Consider the following 18220-nt stretch of genomic DNA (forward strand, 5'->3'; position numbering starts at 1 on the left):
TAGAATTCAAAACAAAAGGTGGAGAAACGGAAAATCTTTCTTGTCAGTATTGGTTCTTTTGCTTTTTACGATTTCTACTTTCGGTCAATCGCAAGAAGTGCCGATGGCTGATGGCATGCGTGCCGAAGGCAAGATTTATGTGGTGGTGGCCATTGTTTTGTTGATTTTGTCAGGACTGATTGGGTATCTCTTTTTCTTAGATAAAAAAGTATCAAAACTTGAAAATAGATTGCCTAAATAGAAAAGCGATCATCATTCTTCGAATGAGCCAAGAATCTTTTCTACATAACAATTGAAGATTCTTCGGTTCCTTAGAATTACAAAATTATTTGAGCCGTATTCGTCACCAAAATTTCCCTTCCTATCATTTTTAGCCCTACCTTTACCACCCAGAAAATCGGGTAGATGAAAAAGTCACACATTTTTGCCATTGTGGTTATTGCGGTCGCGATTGCCATCATTATCTCTACCGCTGGCGATGCCAGCACGTATGTAAATTTTGATGAAGCATACAAATTAGCCTCTAACGGAAATACAGCAGCCATCCACGTGGTGGGTGAATTAAGCAAAGATGCTTCTGGCCATGTGGAGGGCATTGAGAAAAGTGCCGATAACCTTTCGTTTAGTTTTATGTTGGTGGATGATAAGGGCAAAACTCAAAAAGTGTATTACAATGAACCTATGCCACCTGATTTCCTCCGCTCTGAAAAAGTGGTGGTGATAGGCAGCTATCAAAACGATGTATTTGTAGCCAAAAAAATCTTGTTGAAGTGTCCATCCAAATACCAAGAACAAAAGTTAAACGCATCAATTTAATTTGAAAATGTGTCAATTTGAAGATTTGAAAATTGATGTTACTCTGCTAGGGGTATTTTCAAATTCTTTCATTTTCAAATTTTTAAATTAACAATGCACTACTTAATCGGTAACCTCGGCCACTTTTTTGTTATCACATCTTTTGTAGCAGCTTTGGCCAGTGCCTTTTCGTATTTTAAAGCCACCGGAGAACAAAACCCCGAGCGTAAAAATGAATGGTTGAAAAACGGCCGATTTGCGTTTTATATTCACTCGGCAACCGTTTTGGGCATTGTAATCTGTCTTTATACCATCATTCAACAGAATTATTTTGAATATCATTACGCATACAGCCACTCCGACTCTCACCTGCCCGTCTATTATCTAATTTCCACTTTTTGGAACGGGCAAGAAGGCAGTTTCCTCTTGTGGATTTTTTGGCAAGCCCTTGTGGGTATTGCACTTATCTACACCCAAAAAAATTGGGAAAGTTCAGTATTGGTCATTGTCGCCTTAGTGCAGGCATTTTTAGGCTCAATGATTCTGGGGGTAGTTATCCCAATTATCAACATCAAAGTGGGCAGTTCACCTTTCATCCTTCTGCGCGATGCACTTTCCGACCCCATCTTTAAATTACAACCTGACTTTATACCCAAAGACGGAACGGGGCTGAACCCTTTGCTTCAAAATTATTGGATGGTTATTCACCCGCCAACGCTCTTCTTGGGCTTTGCGCTCACCTTGCCGCCATTTGCTTTTTGCATTGCAGGGCTGTGGCAAAAAAAATATGTGGAGTGGGTAAAGCCTGCTATTCCTTGGACGCTGCTCGGTGCTGCCATATTGGGTTTAGGCATTTTAATGGGTGGCTATTGGGCCTATGAAACGCTCAACTTTGGTGGCTATTGGAATTGGGACCCCGTGGAAAATGCCGTGTACGTGCCATGGCTGGTGATGGTAGCCTCCATCCACACCATGATTTCGTACAAAAACAGCAATACCTCACTTAAAGCTTCCATCATTTTGGTCATTGCCGTTTTTATTTTGATTCTATACCAAACCTTTCTTACCCGAAGCGGAATTTTAGGGAATGCTTCTGTTCACTCCTTCACGGATTTAGGCCTATCGGGACAGTTGCTGATTTATATGTTTTTTTTTATGCTGGTTGCCATTGCCCTTTGCATCGTTCGATGGAAAAATATCCCCTCCTCTCAACAAGAAATTTCCACCTATTCAAAAGAGTTTTGGATTTTCTTAGGGGCAACGGTTTTGTGTTTAATGGGCTTTCAAGTTTTGTTGCCAACGTCTATTCCCGTATGGAACAAACTGGTCTCCGCTTTTGGCATCGAGTCTAATCTTGCACCGCCCGCCAACCAAGTTGAATACTTCTCCAGCATTCAATTATGGTTTGCCGTATTGGTGGCACTTCTCTCTGGCACAGGGCAATTTTTTTGGTGGAAGAAAATCGACAAGCAAAAATTAAAGAACGAACTCATTACGCCTTTGATGATTACGCTGATCGTGTTTGCATTGGTAATTGCCGTTGCCAAAGTGTACAACATTAGCTACCTCGTCTTAACCTTGGCGGGAATTTACCTCATTGTGAGCAACATCAAAGTATTGTTATCGCTCTTGAAGCTGAACCCCAAGCTATCGGGCGGAGCCATTGCCCATATTGGGGTGGGTTTGATGCTGATTGGGGTGATGTTCTCAGCTGGATACTCAAAAGTTGTTTCGCTCAACAATTCTGGAATGTTAATCTCAAAGGAGGTACCAACGGAGTTCAACCGCGATAACCTGCTTTTGTTTATCAATGAACCTCGCTCCATGGCTGGCTACGATTTGGAATACCGTGGCGAGCGTGTGGAGGCCAGGCACAAAAGCGGCTATATCAACAAAAACGATATTGAAAAAACCTTCGATGCTTTTAAAGTAGTGGCCAAGAAAGACATCATCTATAAAGGCAAAAAACTTTATAGTGCAAAAGATACTTTTGAAATTTATCCTGAAAATACTTTTTATGAAATTGAATTGAGAAAGAATAATGAAGTGGTGGCTTCGCTTTTTCCCCGCGTGCAAATCAATGCGCAGATGGGTGGCTTTGTTCCCTCGCCCGACATCAGGCGCAAACTAACCAGCGACCTCTATACACATGTTTCTTTGCCCATGAACCGCGAAGGACTTGAGTGGGGAAAATTGGAAGAACTTAAAGTGCAAATGGGAGAAGAATTTCACATCAGTTCCAAGTACATCAGTTCACTGGAGCAGGTTGTCCGTATCAACGAAATTGAAGGGGTACCACTACAGCCAGAAGATGTGGCCGTGCAAGCCAAAATAAAAATTCAAGGCGAGCATGAAATTTTTTATGCCGACCCCATTTTCTTAATCCGAAATAAAAACCAAGTAGGCAGAATACCCAGTGAAATCAATGACTTGGGAGTCAAAATAACTTTATTGAATATTTTACCCGATACTAATGAGTTTTTGATTGGTATCAATGCCCGTCAAAAAGATTGGGTGGTAATCAAGGCCTTAGAAAAACCCTTCATCAACATATTATGGATTGGCACAATGGTATTGATGGTTGGGTTTACGATGGCAATGGTGAGGAGGTTTAGAGAATTTGAAGATTTGAAAATGAAGTAATTTGCAAAAAACTGATAAGTAAAATCAGAGTGCTATAATTTTCAAAATTTCAAATCAGCCCATTTTAAAATTACTTCAACAACTCCCTCGAAATTACCATCTTCTGAATCTCGGTAGTGCCCTCGTAGATTTGAGTGATTTTTGCATCACGCATCAAGCGCTCTACATGAAACTCTTTCACATATCCGTAACCACCGTGTATTTGCACGGCCTCTGTAGTCACCTCTTGGGCAATCTGTGAGGCAAACAGTTTTGCCATGGCGGCAGCCTTCACAAAATCTTTTTTCTGGTCTTTGAGGTAGGCGGCTTGCCACACCAATAAACGAGCCGCATCAATTTTGGTGGCGATATCTGCCAACTTAAACTGAATGGCTTGGTGCTCGGTCAAGTGTTTTCCAAACGCTTTGCGCTCTTTCGCATACTTCAAAGCAAACTCATACGCGCCCGCAGCAATGCCCAACGCCTGTGCAGCAATTCCTATCCGTCCACCATTTAGGGTTGTCATGGCAAACGTGAAACCAAAACCATCGTCACCGATTCGATTGGCTTTTGGCACTTTCACATCTTGAAACATCAACGAGTGCGTATCGCTGCCGCGGATACCCATTTTATCTTCCTTTTTTCCTACCACAAAACCTAACATACCACGCTCCACAATCAAGGCATTAATTCCCTTATGCCTTTTTTCTGGATGTGTTTGTGCAATCACAATATAGACGCTGGCACTCTTGCCGTTGGTAATCCAATTTTTGGTTCCATTTAAAATGTAATGGTCACCTTTGTCTTCGGCCGTGGTGCGCTGACTGGTGGCATCAGAGCCCGCTTCAGGTTCCGACAAACAAAACGCCCCGATAATTTCGCCAGCCGCTAATCGCTTTAAATATTTTTCTTTCTGCTCTTCCGAACCATATCGCTCAAGCCCCCAACAAACCAACGAATTGTTTACCGACATGCAAACTGAAGCCGAGGCATCAATTTTAGAAATTTCTTCCATGGCCAGTACATAGGAAATAGTATCCATGCCACCCCCGTTGTATTTAGGGTCTGTCATCATGCCCATAAAGCCAAGCTCGCCCATTTTTTTTACCTGCTCGGCAGGGAATTTTTGCTCATTATCGCGGTCAATGACGCCAGGTAACAATTCCGTTTGAGCAAAATCGCGGGCCGCTTGTTGTACGGTCAGTTGTTCTTCAGTTAGTTGAAAATTCATGAGTTCTATCGTTTGAAATCAATAACAATGATAAGGGATAAAATGATTTGAATAATCGTTAGGTTCAGTAAAAATTATCAATAAAAAAGGCCCGAGAAAATCTCAGGCCTTTTTTGATTTATTGGAAGTGCTGATTAATCGCGGTCAGCACCTAAGTACATCATCACATAATAGATAAGTGTGGTAACAGCGCCAATTGCAGCAACAACATAAGTCATGGCTGCCCATTTCAATGCATCTTGCGACATATCGTACTCGCTAGGCGTCACAATGTTTCTAGCTTTCACCCAAGCCAAAGCTCTTTTGCTGGCATCAAATTCTACAGGTAAAGTAACTAAAGAAAATAATGCAAACACGCCATAGCACACAATGATTACTAGCAAGGCTGTTTTCATTGGTAAAATACCTTGAGCGAAGATGGAACCAAAAATCATGGCCATCATAATAAAGTTTAACACACTTGCGCTGATATTTTGAACAGGCACCATCGCTGAGCGGAATTGCAGCATTGCATAAGCCTTAGCATGTTGAACCGCATGGCCGCATTCATGGGCGGCAACAGCCGTGGCGGCTGCATTGCGTCCATAAAAAACTTCCTGGCTAAGGTTAACCGTTTTGTCGGCTGGGTTATAATGGTCAGTCAATTGACCTTCTACCGAAATGACCTTCACATCACTGATACCGTTATCGGCCAACATCAGTCGGGCAATTTCGGCACCTGTTAAGTCTTTTGTTAAATGTACTTGTGAATATTCTTTGAATTTGCTCTTGAGGCGTGAACTGACCATCCAGCCAATCGCCATAAAAAATAAACCGATTACTAACGCTCCCATAATTATAAATTTATTGTTCGTTTAATTTTTTCTACAATTCGTGTAGTGGAATAACCCGGCACAAAGTCGATTGTTTTCACTACGCCTCCCGCGTTTTTTACAACATCTGCGCCAACTATGTTTTCTGCCAAATAGTCACTGCCTTTAACCAAAACATTGGGTATTAACGCAGAAATTAAGTCGAAGGGTGTGTCTTCGTTGAAAAAAACCACCAAATCCACAAACTGAAGTGAGGCTAAAATCCGCGCACGAGAGTCTTGGTCTTGCAGTGGTCGCTCAGGGCCTTTAAAGCGACTGACCGAGTTATCGGTATTTAACCCGATTACAAGCCTATCACCTAGCTCACGTGCCTTTTCTAAATAATCGACATGGCCGAGGTGCAACAAATCGAAACAACCATTGGTAAAAACCACGGTTTCGCCTTTCGCTTGCCAAGCTTTTACTTGCGTTTGAGCCTCTTCGCGCGATTTTATTTTGGTTACGGCTTTCTCCATTTAATTATCCAATAACTGCCAATCAGAGATAACACGCCCATCAAAATCATCAAAGCAGTTTGCCATGCGTGGAAAATAAACACAAACGCCACGGCATCCGATTGGGGCAAGTTGTACAACATCACCAAACCGAGCGGTACTAACGTATGGTATGACCCCGCTCCGCCAGGCAGTGGCGCAGCCATCGCAATTGAACCAATGGCAAACAACGTGAGCACTGCACTAAATCCGAGATTCTCCGTTTCAGGAAATGCTTTGATAACATAATAACTCATCAAAAAATAAGCACCCCATATCGCCAACGAATAAAAAATAAAAAGACCTTTATTCTTTAGTTGAAAGATGGCCATCAATCCTTCTTTGAATCCACGGATGATTTTTAGAAGCTTTTCATTTTTACGAAGAAGGTAAAGAGCCACTAAAAGAGCGATTCCAAGCAAGGCAGCTGCATAAACCCACAAGGGCAAATGAATGCCGCCTCCTCCCTTTCCAAAATCCAGGGTATCAATAAATGATTTCAGTTTAGCCCACTCTGCAAAAAAAGAAAGCGCAATCAAAACGAGTAAACAAATCACGTCTACCAAACGCTCAACTACCACTGTGCCAAACGAAACTTCAACCGGTGTTTTTTCTAATTTGTATAGATTGTAGCAGCGCGATACTTCACCTCCGCGCGGCACGCCCAAGTTCACTAAGTAGCCAATCATCAGTGAAAGAAAACTATTTAACAAACTAACTCTGTTGCCCGTTGGCACCAACAGCATCTTCCAACGCTCGGCTCGCAAGAGATGACTGACAACCGCCACGGCAGCCATTAGCAGCAAATAGCCTTTGTTGGAATTCTCCCAGGCTTTAAGCAAAAAATCTGTCTTGTTCTCTCCCTCACCTACCGATAATCCGCGCAACGAAAGCCATAGCAATGCAGCCGTCAGCGCAATCATGCCGAGATATTGAAGAAGGGATTTTATTTTTGGATTCACAGGTTCAAAACTAAACTATTCTAGCCGATTGTCTGGTGTAGGAAAGATTAAGGTAGGTTTAAATTTCTTGGCTTCCTCAAATTCCATGGATGCATAGGAAATAATAATTACCACATCTCCCACGGCCGCTTTGCGGGCAGCGGGGCCATTCAAACAAATAGTGCCCGAATTGCGCTCGCCCTTTATCACGTAGGTCGCCAATCGCTCGCCATTGTTAATGTTTACAACCTGTACCTTCTCTCCTTCAATTAGATTTGCGGCTTCCATCAACGCTTCATCAATGGTGATGCTGCCCACGTAGTGCAACTCGGCTTGAGTGATTTTTACGCGGTGTATTTTTGATTTTAAAACTTCTATTCTCATTTATTATTATTTCTGCCACTCATTCACAGATTTCTTAGGCCAAGATTCTAAAATTTTCAATGAAATCTGTCAATAGGTGGCTATGTTTTATCATCCATTAATAGATTATCAATCAACCTTACTTCGCCCACAAAGGCAGCTATCAACAAAATGGTTGTGTCAGTAACGTTTTCAGCGGGCATTAAGTTTTCGGCATGGGCCAACTCAAAATATTCGAGTTTAACGTTGGAAACAGCTTCACACTTATCTTTGATTGCTTTCGCCACTATCTCCATTGGCTGCCCAGATTTCAACAGCTGTTTGCCAAGCTGCAAGCTCTCATAAAGAACTAACGCGTTTTTTCGCTCTTGCAGATTAAGCCGCTGGTTGCGCGATGACATAGCCAAGCCATCCCTTTCGCGAACGATGGGCACAGATTTAATTTCTAAATCAAACAACAACTCATTGGCCAATTGGGTAATCACTTTTAATTGTTGAAAATCTTTCTGACCAAAATAAGCGCGGTGTGGCTGCACAATGTTGAATAACTTGCTCACCACCAAGGCCACACCACTAAAATGCCCCGGACGAAACTTACCTTCCATCACTTTATCCAACGTACCAAAATCAAACTTTAGTACACTGGGCTGAGTGTACATCTCCAAATTAGATGGCGCAAAAATCACATCACAGCCTGCTTGCAGAAGCAATTTCTCGTCAAGGCCCAATGTGCGCGGATATTTTTCTAAGTCGCTTGCGTTGTTGAACTGTGTTGGGTTAACATAAATGCTGCAAACCGTAAGGTCGTTTTCGGCCTTACAGGTTTTTATAAGCTCTACATGTCCAGCGTGCAATGCACCCATGGTGGGCACCAATCCCACCGATAGGCCAAGCTGCTTTTGGCTGTTAATAAAGGCCCTAAGGGGCTTAATCTCCTCGAAAATGCGCAAAATAGGCCTGTTTAAAGGGGTGGCAAAGATAAGGAGTTATGATTGAACATTAGTTGAACGGAGGGTGAATTTTGCGTACCTTTGCAGTCCGGTTTCTTTTTGCTTTCAAGAAAATAAAGTTTTATGTCGAAAATAAGAATATTGTATGTGGCCAGCGAAATCAATCCATTTTTGCAGACCACAGAAGTGTCGGATTTTGTTCGCAAGTTGCCTCAAGCGATGCAAGAAAGAGGCATGGAGATACGGATTTTGGTTCCTCGCTTTGGGTTGATTAACGAACGGAAAAATCGTTTACACGAAGTGGTTCGCCTTTCGGGGATTAACATTGCCGTGGGCGATGAAGAGAAACCTTTGATTATTAAAGTAGCTTCCATCCCGAACGCAAAATTGCAAGTTTACTTTATCGATAACGAAGATTACTTCCATCGCAAGTCTGTTTTTCACGACAAGGAAAACAGGTTCTTTGAAGACAATGACGAGCGCGCCATTTTCTTTTGTAAGGGCGTAATTGAAACAGTGCGCAAATTAGGCTGGTCTCCCGATATCGTTCATTGCAACGATTGGATAACAAGCTTTATTCCGTTGTATTTGAAAACTACGTATAAGAAAGACCCCTTGTTCAAAAACACCAAAAGTGTGTTTACGATCTATAACAATAGCTTTAGCCACAAGTTTAAAGGAGACTTGATGGGCAAAGTTCGCATGATTGACATTGAAGACAGCATGCTGGGCAATTTGAAAACAGCCGACTACGAAGGGTTCATTAAGTTAGGTGCTGAGTTTGCCGATGTGGTAAACGTGGCAGGTGACAACAAAAAATTGGATAGCTTAGTTAAGAAGTTGAAAGAGAAAAAAATTGAAACCTATGCGAAAGACGAAGACCACTCTGAGTCTTTCTACAATCTGTACACGGAGTTGGTGGGGTAATCGCTAATAGTCAATAGAAAATAGGCCTAAGCATTAATCGATAATTTATTTTAGAGATTAGGGCTTAGGCCTTAGTTTTGTTTATAAGTCAAAATCGTATTTCGTAAATCATAAATCGTACTTCTCATGTGTGGAATTGTAGCATACGTAGGTCATCGCCAAGCGAGTGACATCATCATCAAAGGTTTAAAGCGTTTGGAATATCGTGGCTACGACAGCGCGGGGATTGCCCTGTTGAACAAAGGCCTAAACGTTTACAAAAAGAAAGGAAAGGTAGCAGAGTTAGAGAGCTTTATCAAAGGCGAGAACCTTTCGAGCACCATTGGTATGGGGCATACACGCTGGGCCACCCATGGCGAGCCCAACGATGAAAATGCTCACCCACATTATTCCGCAACCAAAAAATTGGCCATCATCCACAACGGCATCATTGAAAACTATAGTTCGCTCAAGCAAGATTTATTGAGGAAAGGTCATCAATTTTTGAGTGATACAGATACCGAAGTTTTCATTCACTTTATTGAAGACATTAAAGAAAAAGAAGACTGTTCGCTTGATGAGGCCGTTCGTTTGGCGTTAACAAAAGTGATAGGTGCTTATGCGATTGTTGTGATGTCACTCGAAGACCCGACCCTACTGATTGCCGCGCGCAAAGGAAGTCCGTTAGTAGTTGGTGTGGGCAAGGATGAATTTTTTATGGCCTCTGATGCTACACCCATCATTGAGTACACCAACGAAGTAGTGTACCTCAACGACCAAGAGATTGCCGTGGTGAACAATGGAAAACTGACAATCAAAAACACTGCAAACTTACCATTGACACCTTATGTGCAGACCGTTGATTTGGAATTGGAGGCGATTGAAAAAGGTGGCTTTGAACATTTCATGATCAAAGAAATTTTTGAACAGCCTCGTTCCATCAAAGATTGCATACGCGGAAGATTAGATTCTGACACGGGTCGATTGGTGTTGGGAGGCTTGCGCGAATACATTAACAAATTAGTGAATGCAGACAGGATTTTGATTGTGGCCTGTGGAACAAGCTGGCATGCCGGCTTGGTAGCTGAATATTTCTTTGAAGAATTTTGCCGCATACCTGTAGAGGTAGAGTACGCATCTGAATTTCGCTATCGCAACCCCGTCATACGCGAAGGCGATGTGTTGATTGCGATTTCACAATCAGGCGAAACAGCCGATACATTAGCTGCCATTGATTTAGCGAAATCGAAAGAAGCCATCATTTTTGGTGTGTGCAATGTAGTGGGTTCGTCCATCCCGCGCGCTACTCATGCAGGCGCCTATACCCATGCAGGGCCAGAAATTGGTGTAGCCAGCACCAAAGCCTTTACCGCACAACTTACGGTGCTTAACATGATTGCACTTTCAGTTGCACAGCGCAAAGGAACTATCACCGAACAAAAATTTCATGAGTTAATGGTGGAGATGGAAAACATACCCGCTAAAGTAGAGCGAGCATTAAAGCTTAACAACCAAATACAAACCATTGCCGCTGAGTTTAAAGATGCTCGTAACTTTTTGTACCTAGGTCGAGGGTATAATTTTCCTGTAGCGTTGGAAGGCGCATTAAAACTAAAAGAGATTTCGTACATCCATGCCGAGGGTTATCCCGCTGCCGAAATGAAGCACGGCCCGATTGCTTTGATTGATGAAGAGATGCCTGTTGTTTTCATTGCTACAAAAGATAGCTCATACGAAAAAGTGGTGAGTAACATACAAGAAGTAAAGGCGCGCAAAGGCCGTGTGATTGCCATCGTAACAGAAGGCGACACCCACATCAACAAAATGGCAGAGTTTGTCATAGAAGTACCTGCTACATTAGAGCCGTTGATGCCATTGGTTTCGGTGGTGCCGTTGCAATTGCTTTCTTACCATATTGCAGTGATGCGCGGCTGCAATGTAGACCAGCCGAGAAACTTGGCGAAGAGTGTGACGGTGGAATAACTTCATGCTTGAAGAATCAACCAGAAAAAGGAATGAGATTTTAGCCGTTACAATTACTGGTCTTGGCAAATTTCTGTTCATGGATTTTTTGAATTGGAAACTGCCATTTATTCTTTTGGCTATTTCTGCCTGGCTGATATATGTCATCTATCAATTTAGAAGAAACCCTGAAGTGGTGAGGCAGTGGGGCTTTCGGTTAGATACCTTTTGGGCATGCACAAAGTTCTTATTACCAATTGGCATTGCCTCAATGTTGGCTTTTTTCGCGATTGGCTATTTCAACAAAACCCTGAATCTTTCTTGGCACATTTTCCCGATTCTAATTCTCTATCCTGTATGGGGAATTGTTCAACAATATTTGGTCATTGCATTAGTAGCAGGCAATCTTCAAGACTTGAAGTATAGAAATATTGGCCCCTCAGCCATTATCTTAACAACCGCACTTTTGTTTGGCCTGTTGCACTATCCTTTCTGGTGGCTAATTGCTGGCACTTTCGTATTGGCTTTGCTATATGGTTTTGTTTTCCTTAAAGTAAGAAACATCTATGCGCTTGGGCTTTTCCACGGATGGCTCGGAGTATTTTTCTTTTATACGGTAGTGGGAGAGATCCATTTGTTGAGGTATTTGGAAAAATCCTAAACTGAAATTTTTCTTTAACCTTTTTGCATCTCCCCTAAAACTTCGCTTACCTTTGCATCATGCTTCAACTAAAAGCGACATATCGTTTTATACACAAACCGGGTAGCGATATTCGGTTATGGGCGCGGATTTTCAGTTAGTCACACTACTTGATTTAAACACTGAAAGCCCGGCCTCGTCTGGGTTTTTTATTTTACCACCGGATTTAATGTGAAAAAAATCGTCAGCAATGACGGGTGGCATTGCTTTGCCAAAATCAACAAAATGAAGTTATGGAAACAGAAAAAATAAAATGGCTGGAAGAATATTTGGAGCATGCGCTAGAAGTCGCTTGGCTGGAGGGGCACGAGCGGGCGTTGAAGTTGCTGAACCAATTGCTGTATGAAGAACCAGGTTACGGAAAACTTCATCAAGCACTGGGTATCGTGTATTCTCGTTATGCAGATGATGAGAAGAAAGCCGAATTACATTTTCGTATGGCAATCCGGTTCAATCCACAATTGGCAGAATCTTACACGCAATTAGCTGAGATACTGAAACAAGACGAGCGGCACGATGAAACGATTGAGGTTTGTATAAAAGGCCTAGAAGTAAAGAAAGCTAACAAAGCACAGTTGCTGGAAAGCGTGGGCAACGCATGGGAACTGAAGAAAAAATATGGCAAGGCCATCAAAAGCTACCGCGATGCGTTGAGTCACTCAGCCGAGTTATGGAACTGCAAAGTATTGGAGGAGAGCATCAAGCGATGCAAGCGCAAGCAGAAATAGAACCTAGGGCTTAGGTGTTAGAGCTTGGATAAAAAATCTAAGTTCTAATACCCAAGTCCTCTCATGGATAAGAAGCTAACTAATCCGTTGAAGGCGGATAGGGCTGGAGCGTCACCAGACTTCCCTACATAGGAAAGCCTGACACATCAATTTATGGGAAGCTAGGCCGTGATGCGATAGCCCAGCCCCAGATTTACAACAAATAATTAAAAAATTGTTAAGTTACTCCAAGTTTCAAGATTTTATGTAATATCTTTTTTAGTAAAATCGCCTATTGATTTGTAAGCCTCACCAAAATCATTTACCTCTTACTGTAACCTTTCAAAATAAGTGTAGTTTCCCTTTGTGAAATCTTCAACCCCCGATTTGGAAGCGCTTTCTGATAATTCGTTGATGGCAAAGGTGCGCGATGGCGACCTAGATAGGCTCGGACTGCTGTTTGAGCGGTACAAGAAACCTTTGTACGGATTCTTTTACGGGCTCAATCGACAACAAGAGCTGAGCGAAGACCTTGTTCAAAATACATTCTTGCGCATTTTGAAGTATCGCCATCTCTTTCGCGATGAGCCAACACGCAGGCTAAACGGTGGCGACTTTAGGGCGTGGATGTTTCAGATTGCGCGCAACGTGAACAACGACCATTACCGGGGGAATAAAATCAAAGCCAAAGAAGAGTTGGAAGATTGGCAAGACAAGTTGGGGCATAACGAGAACATGTCGACTGAGATGTTGCAGGCAGATACGCACGAAATGCTTTCCATGGCCATGGAAAGACTGCCGATGGAGAAACGCGAAGTACTGCTACTGAGCAAGTATCAAGAAAAGAAGTACCACGAAATCGGGGAGATTTTAGGTTGCTCAGAAGGCGCGGTGAAGGTAAAAGTATTTAGGGCGTTGCAAGAGTTGAAAGAGGTGTACAAGCAATTGGAAAAACAAATGTGATTATGGAACAGGATCAAATAAACCGGTTGTTGACAAGGTACAACGAAGGCCTGGCCGATGCGGCAGAAATAAAAAACATCGAGCAGTTAATTGAATCGGGAAAGATTGAGCTGACACAACTGCAAGATTTTTCGAAGCTCGATTCTCAGCTTGCAAAGTTAGATGTTGGTTCTCCGTCCACCCGGTTAGCTGTTCAGTTTTATTCTGCATTGGTGCAAGAGAAAAAGCAAAATGAAAAAGGTACTCTTTCCCTAGTTTCAAATTGGAACAATCTGTTTCCTCGTTTGGCACTTGCTGCTTCACTCCTGATGGCCGGATTTGTTGGTGGCTATTTTTTGAAAGGGCCATCGCAAGATAAGTCGGTTACTGAATTGACTCAACAAGTGGGAGAATTGAAAGAAATGATGATGCTGTCAATGTTGGAAAAAGAATCAGCCACGGAGCGATTGAAAGCGGTAAGCCTAACCTCAGACATGGACCAGGTGAGCAAAAAGGTAACGGATGCACTCTTTAAAACATTAAACGGTGACGAAAATGTAAATGTGCGCTTGGCCGCCTTGGATGTGCTGATGAACTACGCCAAAGACAGCCAAGTTCGTGCTGGGTTGATCAAATCTATTTCTGTCCAAGATTCCCCTCTGGTACAGGTGGCACTGGCTGAACTGATGGTGACCTTGCAAGAGAAAAAATCGGTAACTGAGCTAAAGAAACTTTTGCAGAGCGACAAAACACCAAAGGAGGTAAAAGGTAAAATTGAAAAAAGTATTAGTGTGTTAATTTGATGAATGCCACAGATTACACAGATGTACACAGAAAAAAATTACAAAGGAAATTCCTTTTAAGATTCACAGACAATGACTAAAGCGAAAGAAAATCTTGGTATATCCTTGAAATCAGTGGCAAAAAATATTTAAAAAATAAGCTCAAAAAAAAATGAAAACAATTATAAATCTCATCCTAGCTATCCTGTCTGCGCATTTGGCCGCAGCTCAAACTTTCTCAGAAACAATCAAAAAAGAATTTGCTATCGAAAAAACAGGAGTGGAGAACACGATATTGGTAGCGAACATCAATGGCGATATCCATGTGGTAGGTTATGAAGGCTCAAAAGTGATTGTAGAAGTAGAGAAGAAAATCACTGCAAAAACACAGCAGCGATTAGAAGCCGGTAAAAAGGAAATTCAGTTTGGCACGATGAACCTTGCAGATACGCTCATCTTTTACATGCAAGGAGGATGCAATGTGTTTGGGAAACAGAATTGGAAGGCTCGCAATTTTGGCACACGTAACAAGTGGACTTACAATTGGGATGGCAACCATGATTGCGATACTAAATACGAATACAAGCTTGATTTCAACATCAAAGTGCCACAATCCGTTAATGTTGTTCTCAGCACGGTTAACGATGGGGATATTTCTGTTGAAAATTTAAATGGCACTTTGAAAGTTGAAAATATCAACGGGGGAATCAAACTTAAAAATATTTCACGAGAGGCCTCTGCTGCTACGATCAATGGTAACGTGGACATTGAGTATGCCAAAAACCCTACCAAAGCTTGTAGGTTCTACACACTTAATGGTGAAATCAACGCGTGGTTTCAAAAAGGTTTAACTGCTAACATGGCCTTCAAAAGTTTCAATGGCGAATTCTTTAGCAATGTGAAGAGTTTGGAATCATTACCAATGGAATTAGAGAAGGAACCAAGTCAGAACGGAACAAAATACAAATTGACCGGAAACCGTTTCAAAGTAGGAAACGGAGGAGCCTTGTTGGATTTCGAAACGTTTAATGGAAATGTTTACTTAAAAGAAAAATCATTGTAATTGGTTGCCCGCTTTAACAGCCGTGCATAAAATCAAATCTTAAAAAAATTAAAAATGAAAAAGCAATTTATAATCATCACAATCTTATTTATCCTATCGTTAGTCACTTCGTATGCACAAAATGCTGGAGAGTTTTCGGTGCCTCTTTCTGATCCCAACAAACGGGGCAAATTGAAAGCACATCTCAATTACGGTTCCATCACCGTAAAGGGATCGCCCCGCAAAGATGTATTAATAAAATACAAAGCGGTTGAAGAAAGTGATCGTGAAAATGATGAAGAAGATGATAAGGACGATGACCGAAGATTAAAACCTTTGGCTCGTATCAATACACAAACAAACAATGATAAATCTGATGGAAACAAAGCAGGTCTGAAAAAAATTTCGGGAGGTGTGCTGGACCTGGAGGTTACCGAAAATGGCAACTTGGTTAAAGTCGGCTCCAATTCATTTTCAGAAAAGGTAAAGCTGGAAATTGAAGTGCCGTTGGAATTTGATTTGAACGTAAGCACCTTCAACGATGGTGTGATGTTCATCTCCAACGTATCAGGTGAACTGGAGCTTACCAATCACAATGATGACATCACGGCCGAAAACATTTCGGGGTCGGTATTGGCTACCTCCTTTAACGGAGCTATTAAAATTTCATTCAACAAAGTGAAAGAAAATACACCCATGTCATTCTCTACTTTCAATGGTGATATCGACATCACTTTTCCATCTTCGCTTAAAGCGACCTTTAAATTGAAAACAGAGCAGGGCGAAATTTTCATCGGTTTTGAAATGAAAACAGTGCAAGAAGCACCTGTGCAGAAAAAAGAAATAAGTGGCGGCACCTACAAAGTTGTGATTGATGGATCGATAAAAGGCGAGGTAAACGGAGGAGGCCCCGAGTTCAGTATGAAAAATCACAATGGGGACATTATCATACGCAAGAAGTAAATATTTGATTAGTCATTTGCTACATGCCTCATGCTGCAAGCCATAAGCTTGTGGCCTGAGGCATCAGCCTTGCCGCTACTTTGATGGTTGGCTGTCGAGATATTCTTTGTTAAGCAAGAAGCAAATCTTGTAGCGCTCGTCTTTGGTATCTTTATAAAGTGCTTCCAATAACTCATGCACTTCTACAATTCCAATTTTGCTGCACCACTCAAATGGTCCGTACGGATAGTTAGTCCCTAGCTTCATCGCTAAGTCAATATCTGCGCGCGAAGCTGTTCCTTCTTCCACGGTAAAGTAAGCTTCATTGATAATCATGGCAATTACACGGGGAGTAACAAAACCAACGCGATCATCCACCACAATAAACTCAGTACCTAATTTTTGGCAGGTTGATCTTAGGATTTCTTCATTCTCCTTTTTCTGAACACATACTTCCAACAAAGGTCTGTTCAGAAAAGTGGGCAAACCACAAAAGCCAACGAACGTACCACGCTGATTTCCTTTGCACAAATCTGCCAACGATTTTGTGGTGGTGTTTAAAAATGCAACCACCTTCGGAAATTCTGAGTATAATTGTATCTGCTCATGGTTTTTAGCGATTGCAAAGTCAAAAACAACATCCGATTGCTTGAGCATTTCTTTCGCTTCTTGATAATGGGTGGCAAGCGAAACAGTTTGCTCCTTAAATTTCAGTTGGCATTCCTCCTTTTGTGCATTATTTCCTATTACCAAAACATTCATGGTCGTAAAGTTTTTCTGATATTTGAGTCAAAACTAATAATACCACGGCTATGACCAAAGAAGTGATCTATTCTGCACAGGCACCCGAACCCATTGGGCCTTACAGCCAGGCAATCAAAGCGGGCAATATGCTATTCGTCTCCGGCCAAGTGGCTATTCAGAAATCTTCTGGTCAAGTAATTACTGGAAACATTGTAGATGAAACTACCCAAGTGATGAAGAACCTGGAAGAAGTATTGAAGTCGGCCAATATGGATTTCAGTCACGTGGTAAAATGTACCATTTTTCTAAAAGACATGAACAACTTCCCTAACGTAAATGAAGTGTATGGCAAGAGTTTTAAAACCAATCCTCCGGCTCGCGAAACGGTAGAAGTAAGCCGATTGCCCAAAGATGTGAATGTAGAAATTTCATGTATTGCTGTTGGCTAAAAATAAAGCCAATGAAACCGCACTCCCTTTTCTGAAATCTCTAAAGCTGGTGCGGGGCATTTCAGAATATGCAACGGATAGAACAACGTGTTCATCCATGGTTTTTGAAAATGGATAACCGCAAAATTAAAATCCAGCGAAAGTAGAAATTTGCGGTAAGGAAATGATTGATGTAATTCATTTTGTGAATCTCTACCATAGATCATTCCCTCCGCACCAAAGCCAATGGCAAGCGATAACCAGCGTGGCCAATGTTTTAGGGTAGGTGACCAACTGTACCAAAAAGTTTGCCCGTTGTAATCTTTCAACAGTTCTTGTAAAAAGCCATCGCCCAATAAGCTTGGTCGCTGAATGGCATATAAGGTTGGGTGAAATGAAAACTTAGCAAAAACTTTTAGTGATTTCCAAAAATGCATTTGTAGGAAAAAAAAGATTGCGCCCAATGCATTCGCCATCAAATCAAAAATAGATGCACCATAGCCCGTGGAAAATCCATCCGGTATTTCCACGGATGACACAAATACAAATCCTGCAATCGCTCCCCATTTTATGGAAGCATTCAATCCGCCCCACTTCAATAGCCGATAAGAAATGGCAGCAACCTGAAAAGTCCAAAAAAAGTGCGCAAACTTATCGAGTTGTTTCCATTCTGGCAGATCGTTGAAAAAGTGAAAGGGTTCTATCATTTGGCCTGAATACCAAGCCATACTCATGGCCAGCACTAAGGCAGAATAGAGAATGCCCATTCCGGCCAATACCCATTTCAACCTTTCACGATTTCTATGTTGGGAGATCAC

General features: G+C 41.9%; 20 protein-coding genes. 12 read left to right on the forward strand and 8 right to left on the reverse strand.

Annotation, left to right across the window (positions count from 1 at the left end; genetic code table 11):
• Nucleotides 1-40: 40 nt before the first annotated feature.
• From KA713_14040 to ccsA, 3 genes are all read left to right on the forward strand, one after another.
• Nucleotides 41-241: a CcmD family protein gene (locus tag KA713_14040; protein UXE69137.1), complete on the forward strand. Its 201-nt coding sequence runs from the start codon at nt 41-43 to the stop codon at nt 239-241.
• Nucleotides 242-405: 164 nt separating this feature from the next.
• On the forward strand, nt 406-816 hold the full coding sequence (locus KA713_14045) for a cytochrome c maturation protein CcmE (GenBank protein UXE65587.1): 411 nt from the start codon (nt 406-408) through the stop codon (nt 814-816).
• A 93-nt stretch (nt 817-909) separates the two neighbouring features.
• The gene (ccsA, locus tag KA713_14050; protein ID UXE65588.1) at nt 910-3438 is read left to right on the forward strand and encodes a cytochrome c biogenesis protein CcsA; all 2529 of its coding nucleotides are present in this window, start codon (nt 910-912) and stop codon (nt 3436-3438) included.
• Nucleotides 3439-3508: 70 nt separating this feature from the next.
• Here ccsA and KA713_14055 read toward each other — a convergent pair whose 3' ends face one another.
• The 6 genes from KA713_14055 to KA713_14080 form a co-directional block, all read right to left on the reverse strand.
• Entirely contained in the window at nt 3509-4648 is a 1140-nt protein-coding gene (locus tag KA713_14055; GenBank protein ID UXE65589.1) for an acyl-CoA dehydrogenase, read from the reverse strand.
• Between the two features lie 134 nt (nt 4649-4782).
• Nucleotides 4783-5481, reverse strand: coding sequence for a zinc metallopeptidase (locus tag KA713_14060; protein ID UXE65590.1), 699 nt, complete (start codon nt 5479-5481; stop codon nt 4783-4785).
• Nucleotides 5482-5483: 2 nt separating this feature from the next.
• A complete protein-coding gene (rfaE2, locus tag KA713_14065) occupies nt 5484-5975 on the reverse strand; it encodes a D-glycero-beta-D-manno-heptose 1-phosphate adenylyltransferase (protein ID UXE65591.1) in 492 nt (163 codons plus the stop codon).
• Nucleotides 5960-6955: a flippase-like domain-containing protein gene (locus KA713_14070; protein UXE65592.1), complete on the reverse strand. Its 996-nt coding sequence runs from the start codon at nt 6953-6955 to the stop codon at nt 5960-5962. Before KA713_14070 ends, rfaE2 begins: the two co-directional genes overlap by 16 nt.
• 15 nt (nt 6956-6970) lie before the next feature.
• Nucleotides 6971-7318: an aspartate 1-decarboxylase gene (locus KA713_14075; protein UXE65593.1), complete on the reverse strand. Its 348-nt coding sequence runs from the start codon at nt 7316-7318 to the stop codon at nt 6971-6973.
• Nucleotides 7319-7398: 80 nt separating this feature from the next.
• On the reverse strand, nt 7399-8247 hold the full coding sequence (locus KA713_14080) for a pantoate--beta-alanine ligase (GenBank protein ID UXE65594.1): 849 nt from the start codon (nt 8245-8247) through the stop codon (nt 7399-7401).
• 123 nt (nt 8248-8370) lie between these two features.
• On the opposite strand from KA713_14080, the gene KA713_14085 reads away from it, so the two are divergent.
• The 8 genes from KA713_14085 (at nt 8371) to KA713_14120 (ending at nt 16251) form a co-directional block, all read left to right on the forward strand.
• Nucleotides 8371-9174: a glycogen/starch synthase gene (locus KA713_14085; protein ID UXE65595.1), complete on the forward strand. Its 804-nt coding sequence runs from the start codon at nt 8371-8373 to the stop codon at nt 9172-9174.
• A gap of 126 nt (nt 9175-9300) precedes the next feature.
• Nucleotides 9301-11136, forward strand: coding sequence for a glutamine--fructose-6-phosphate transaminase (isomerizing) (glmS, locus tag KA713_14090; GenBank protein ID UXE65596.1), 1836 nt, complete (start codon nt 9301-9303; stop codon nt 11134-11136).
• A gap of 4 nt (nt 11137-11140) precedes the next feature.
• Nucleotides 11141-11776: a CPBP family intramembrane metalloprotease gene (locus KA713_14095; GenBank protein UXE65597.1), complete on the forward strand. Its 636-nt coding sequence runs from the start codon at nt 11141-11143 to the stop codon at nt 11774-11776.
• 272 nt (nt 11777-12048) lie between these two features.
• Entirely contained in the window at nt 12049-12543 is a 495-nt protein-coding gene (locus tag KA713_14100) for a hypothetical protein (GenBank protein UXE65598.1), read from the forward strand.
• A gap of 393 nt (nt 12544-12936) precedes the next feature.
• Complete coding sequence (locus KA713_14105) at nt 12937-13485, forward strand: RNA polymerase sigma factor (protein ID UXE69138.1); 549 nt, start codon at nt 12937-12939, stop codon at nt 13483-13485.
• Between the two features lie 2 nt (nt 13486-13487).
• Nucleotides 13488-14267 carry a HEAT repeat domain-containing protein gene (locus KA713_14110; GenBank protein ID UXE65599.1) on the forward strand — a complete coding sequence of 260 codons (780 nt, stop codon included), beginning with the start codon at nt 13488-13490 and terminating at the stop codon, nt 14265-14267.
• 151 nt (nt 14268-14418) lie between these two features.
• Nucleotides 14419-15309 (forward strand): hypothetical protein, encoded by an 891-nt coding sequence (locus KA713_14115; GenBank protein UXE65600.1) that lies wholly within the window; start codon nt 14419-14421, stop codon nt 15307-15309.
• Between the two features lie 54 nt (nt 15310-15363).
• Nucleotides 15364-16251 (forward strand): DUF4097 family beta strand repeat protein, encoded by an 888-nt coding sequence (locus KA713_14120; GenBank protein ID UXE65601.1) that lies wholly within the window; start codon nt 15364-15366, stop codon nt 16249-16251.
• A gap of 75 nt (nt 16252-16326) precedes the next feature.
• On the opposite strand, the gene KA713_14125 is transcribed toward KA713_14120, so the two are convergent.
• Nucleotides 16327-16992 carry a 3-hydroxyacyl-CoA dehydrogenase gene (locus KA713_14125; protein UXE65602.1) on the reverse strand — a complete coding sequence of 222 codons (666 nt, stop codon included), beginning with the start codon at nt 16990-16992 and terminating at the stop codon, nt 16327-16329.
• A 50-nt stretch (nt 16993-17042) separates the two neighbouring features.
• Here KA713_14125 and KA713_14130 point away from each other — a divergent pair, with 50 nt between their 5' ends.
• Nucleotides 17043-17423 (forward strand): RidA family protein, encoded by a 381-nt coding sequence (locus KA713_14130; protein UXE65603.1) that lies wholly within the window; start codon nt 17043-17045, stop codon nt 17421-17423.
• Here KA713_14130 and KA713_14135 read toward each other — a convergent pair.
• A complete protein-coding gene (locus KA713_14135; protein ID UXE65604.1) occupies nt 17420-18190 on the reverse strand; it encodes a DUF2279 domain-containing protein in 771 nt (256 codons plus the stop codon). The two genes, KA713_14130 and KA713_14135, sit on opposite strands and share 4 nt — an antisense overlap.
• Nucleotides 18191-18220 lie beyond the last annotated feature (30 nt).

It is taken from the genome of Chryseotalea sp. WA131a (assembly GCA_025370075.1).
Taxonomy (GTDB): domain Bacteria; phylum Bacteroidota; class Bacteroidia; order Cytophagales; family Cyclobacteriaceae; genus ELB16-189.

Bases quoted from the DNA above. Each gene is read 5' to 3' on its own strand.
- rfaE2 (UXE65591.1), bottom strand. From the start codon at position 5,975: ATGGAGAAAGCCGTAACCAAAATAAAATCGCGCGAAGAGGCTCAAACG.
- KA713_14120 (UXE65601.1), top strand. From the start codon at position 15,364: ATGAAAAAGCAATTTATAATCATCACAATCTTATTTATCCTATCGTTA.
- KA713_14110 (UXE65599.1), top strand. From the start codon at position 13,488: ATGGAACAGGATCAAATAAACCGGTTGTTGACAAGGTACAACGAAGGC.
- KA713_14075 (UXE65593.1), bottom strand. From the start codon at position 7,318: ATGAGAATAGAAGTTTTAAAATCAAAAATACACCGCGTAAAAATCACT.
- KA713_14085 (UXE65595.1), top strand. From the start codon at position 8,371: ATGTCGAAAATAAGAATATTGTATGTGGCCAGCGAAATCAATCCATTT.
- KA713_14115 (UXE65600.1), top strand. From the start codon at position 14,419: ATGAAAACAATTATAAATCTCATCCTAGCTATCCTGTCTGCGCATTTG.
- KA713_14055 (UXE65589.1), bottom strand. From the start codon at position 4,648: ATGAATTTTCAACTAACTGAAGAACAACTGACCGTACAACAAGCGGCC.
- ccsA (UXE65588.1), top strand. From the start codon at position 910: ATGCACTACTTAATCGGTAACCTCGGCCACTTTTTTGTTATCACATCT.
- KA713_14130 (UXE65603.1), top strand. From the start codon at position 17,043: ATGACCAAAGAAGTGATCTATTCTGCACAGGCACCCGAACCCATTGGG.
- KA713_14125 (UXE65602.1), bottom strand. From the start codon at position 16,992: ATGAATGTTTTGGTAATAGGAAATAATGCACAAAAGGAGGAATGCCAA.
- KA713_14045 (UXE65587.1), top strand. From the start codon at position 406: ATGAAAAAGTCACACATTTTTGCCATTGTGGTTATTGCGGTCGCGATT.
- glmS (UXE65596.1), top strand. From the start codon at position 9,301: ATGTGTGGAATTGTAGCATACGTAGGTCATCGCCAAGCGAGTGACATC.
- KA713_14095 (UXE65597.1), top strand. From the start codon at position 11,141: ATGCTTGAAGAATCAACCAGAAAAAGGAATGAGATTTTAGCCGTTACA.
- KA713_14060 (UXE65590.1), bottom strand. From the start codon at position 5,481: ATGGGAGCGTTAGTAATCGGTTTATTTTTTATGGCGATTGGCTGGATG.
- KA713_14100 (UXE65598.1), top strand. From the start codon at position 12,049: ATGGAAACAGAAAAAATAAAATGGCTGGAAGAATATTTGGAGCATGCG.
- KA713_14105 (UXE69138.1), top strand. From the start codon at position 12,937: ATGGCAAAGGTGCGCGATGGCGACCTAGATAGGCTCGGACTGCTGTTT.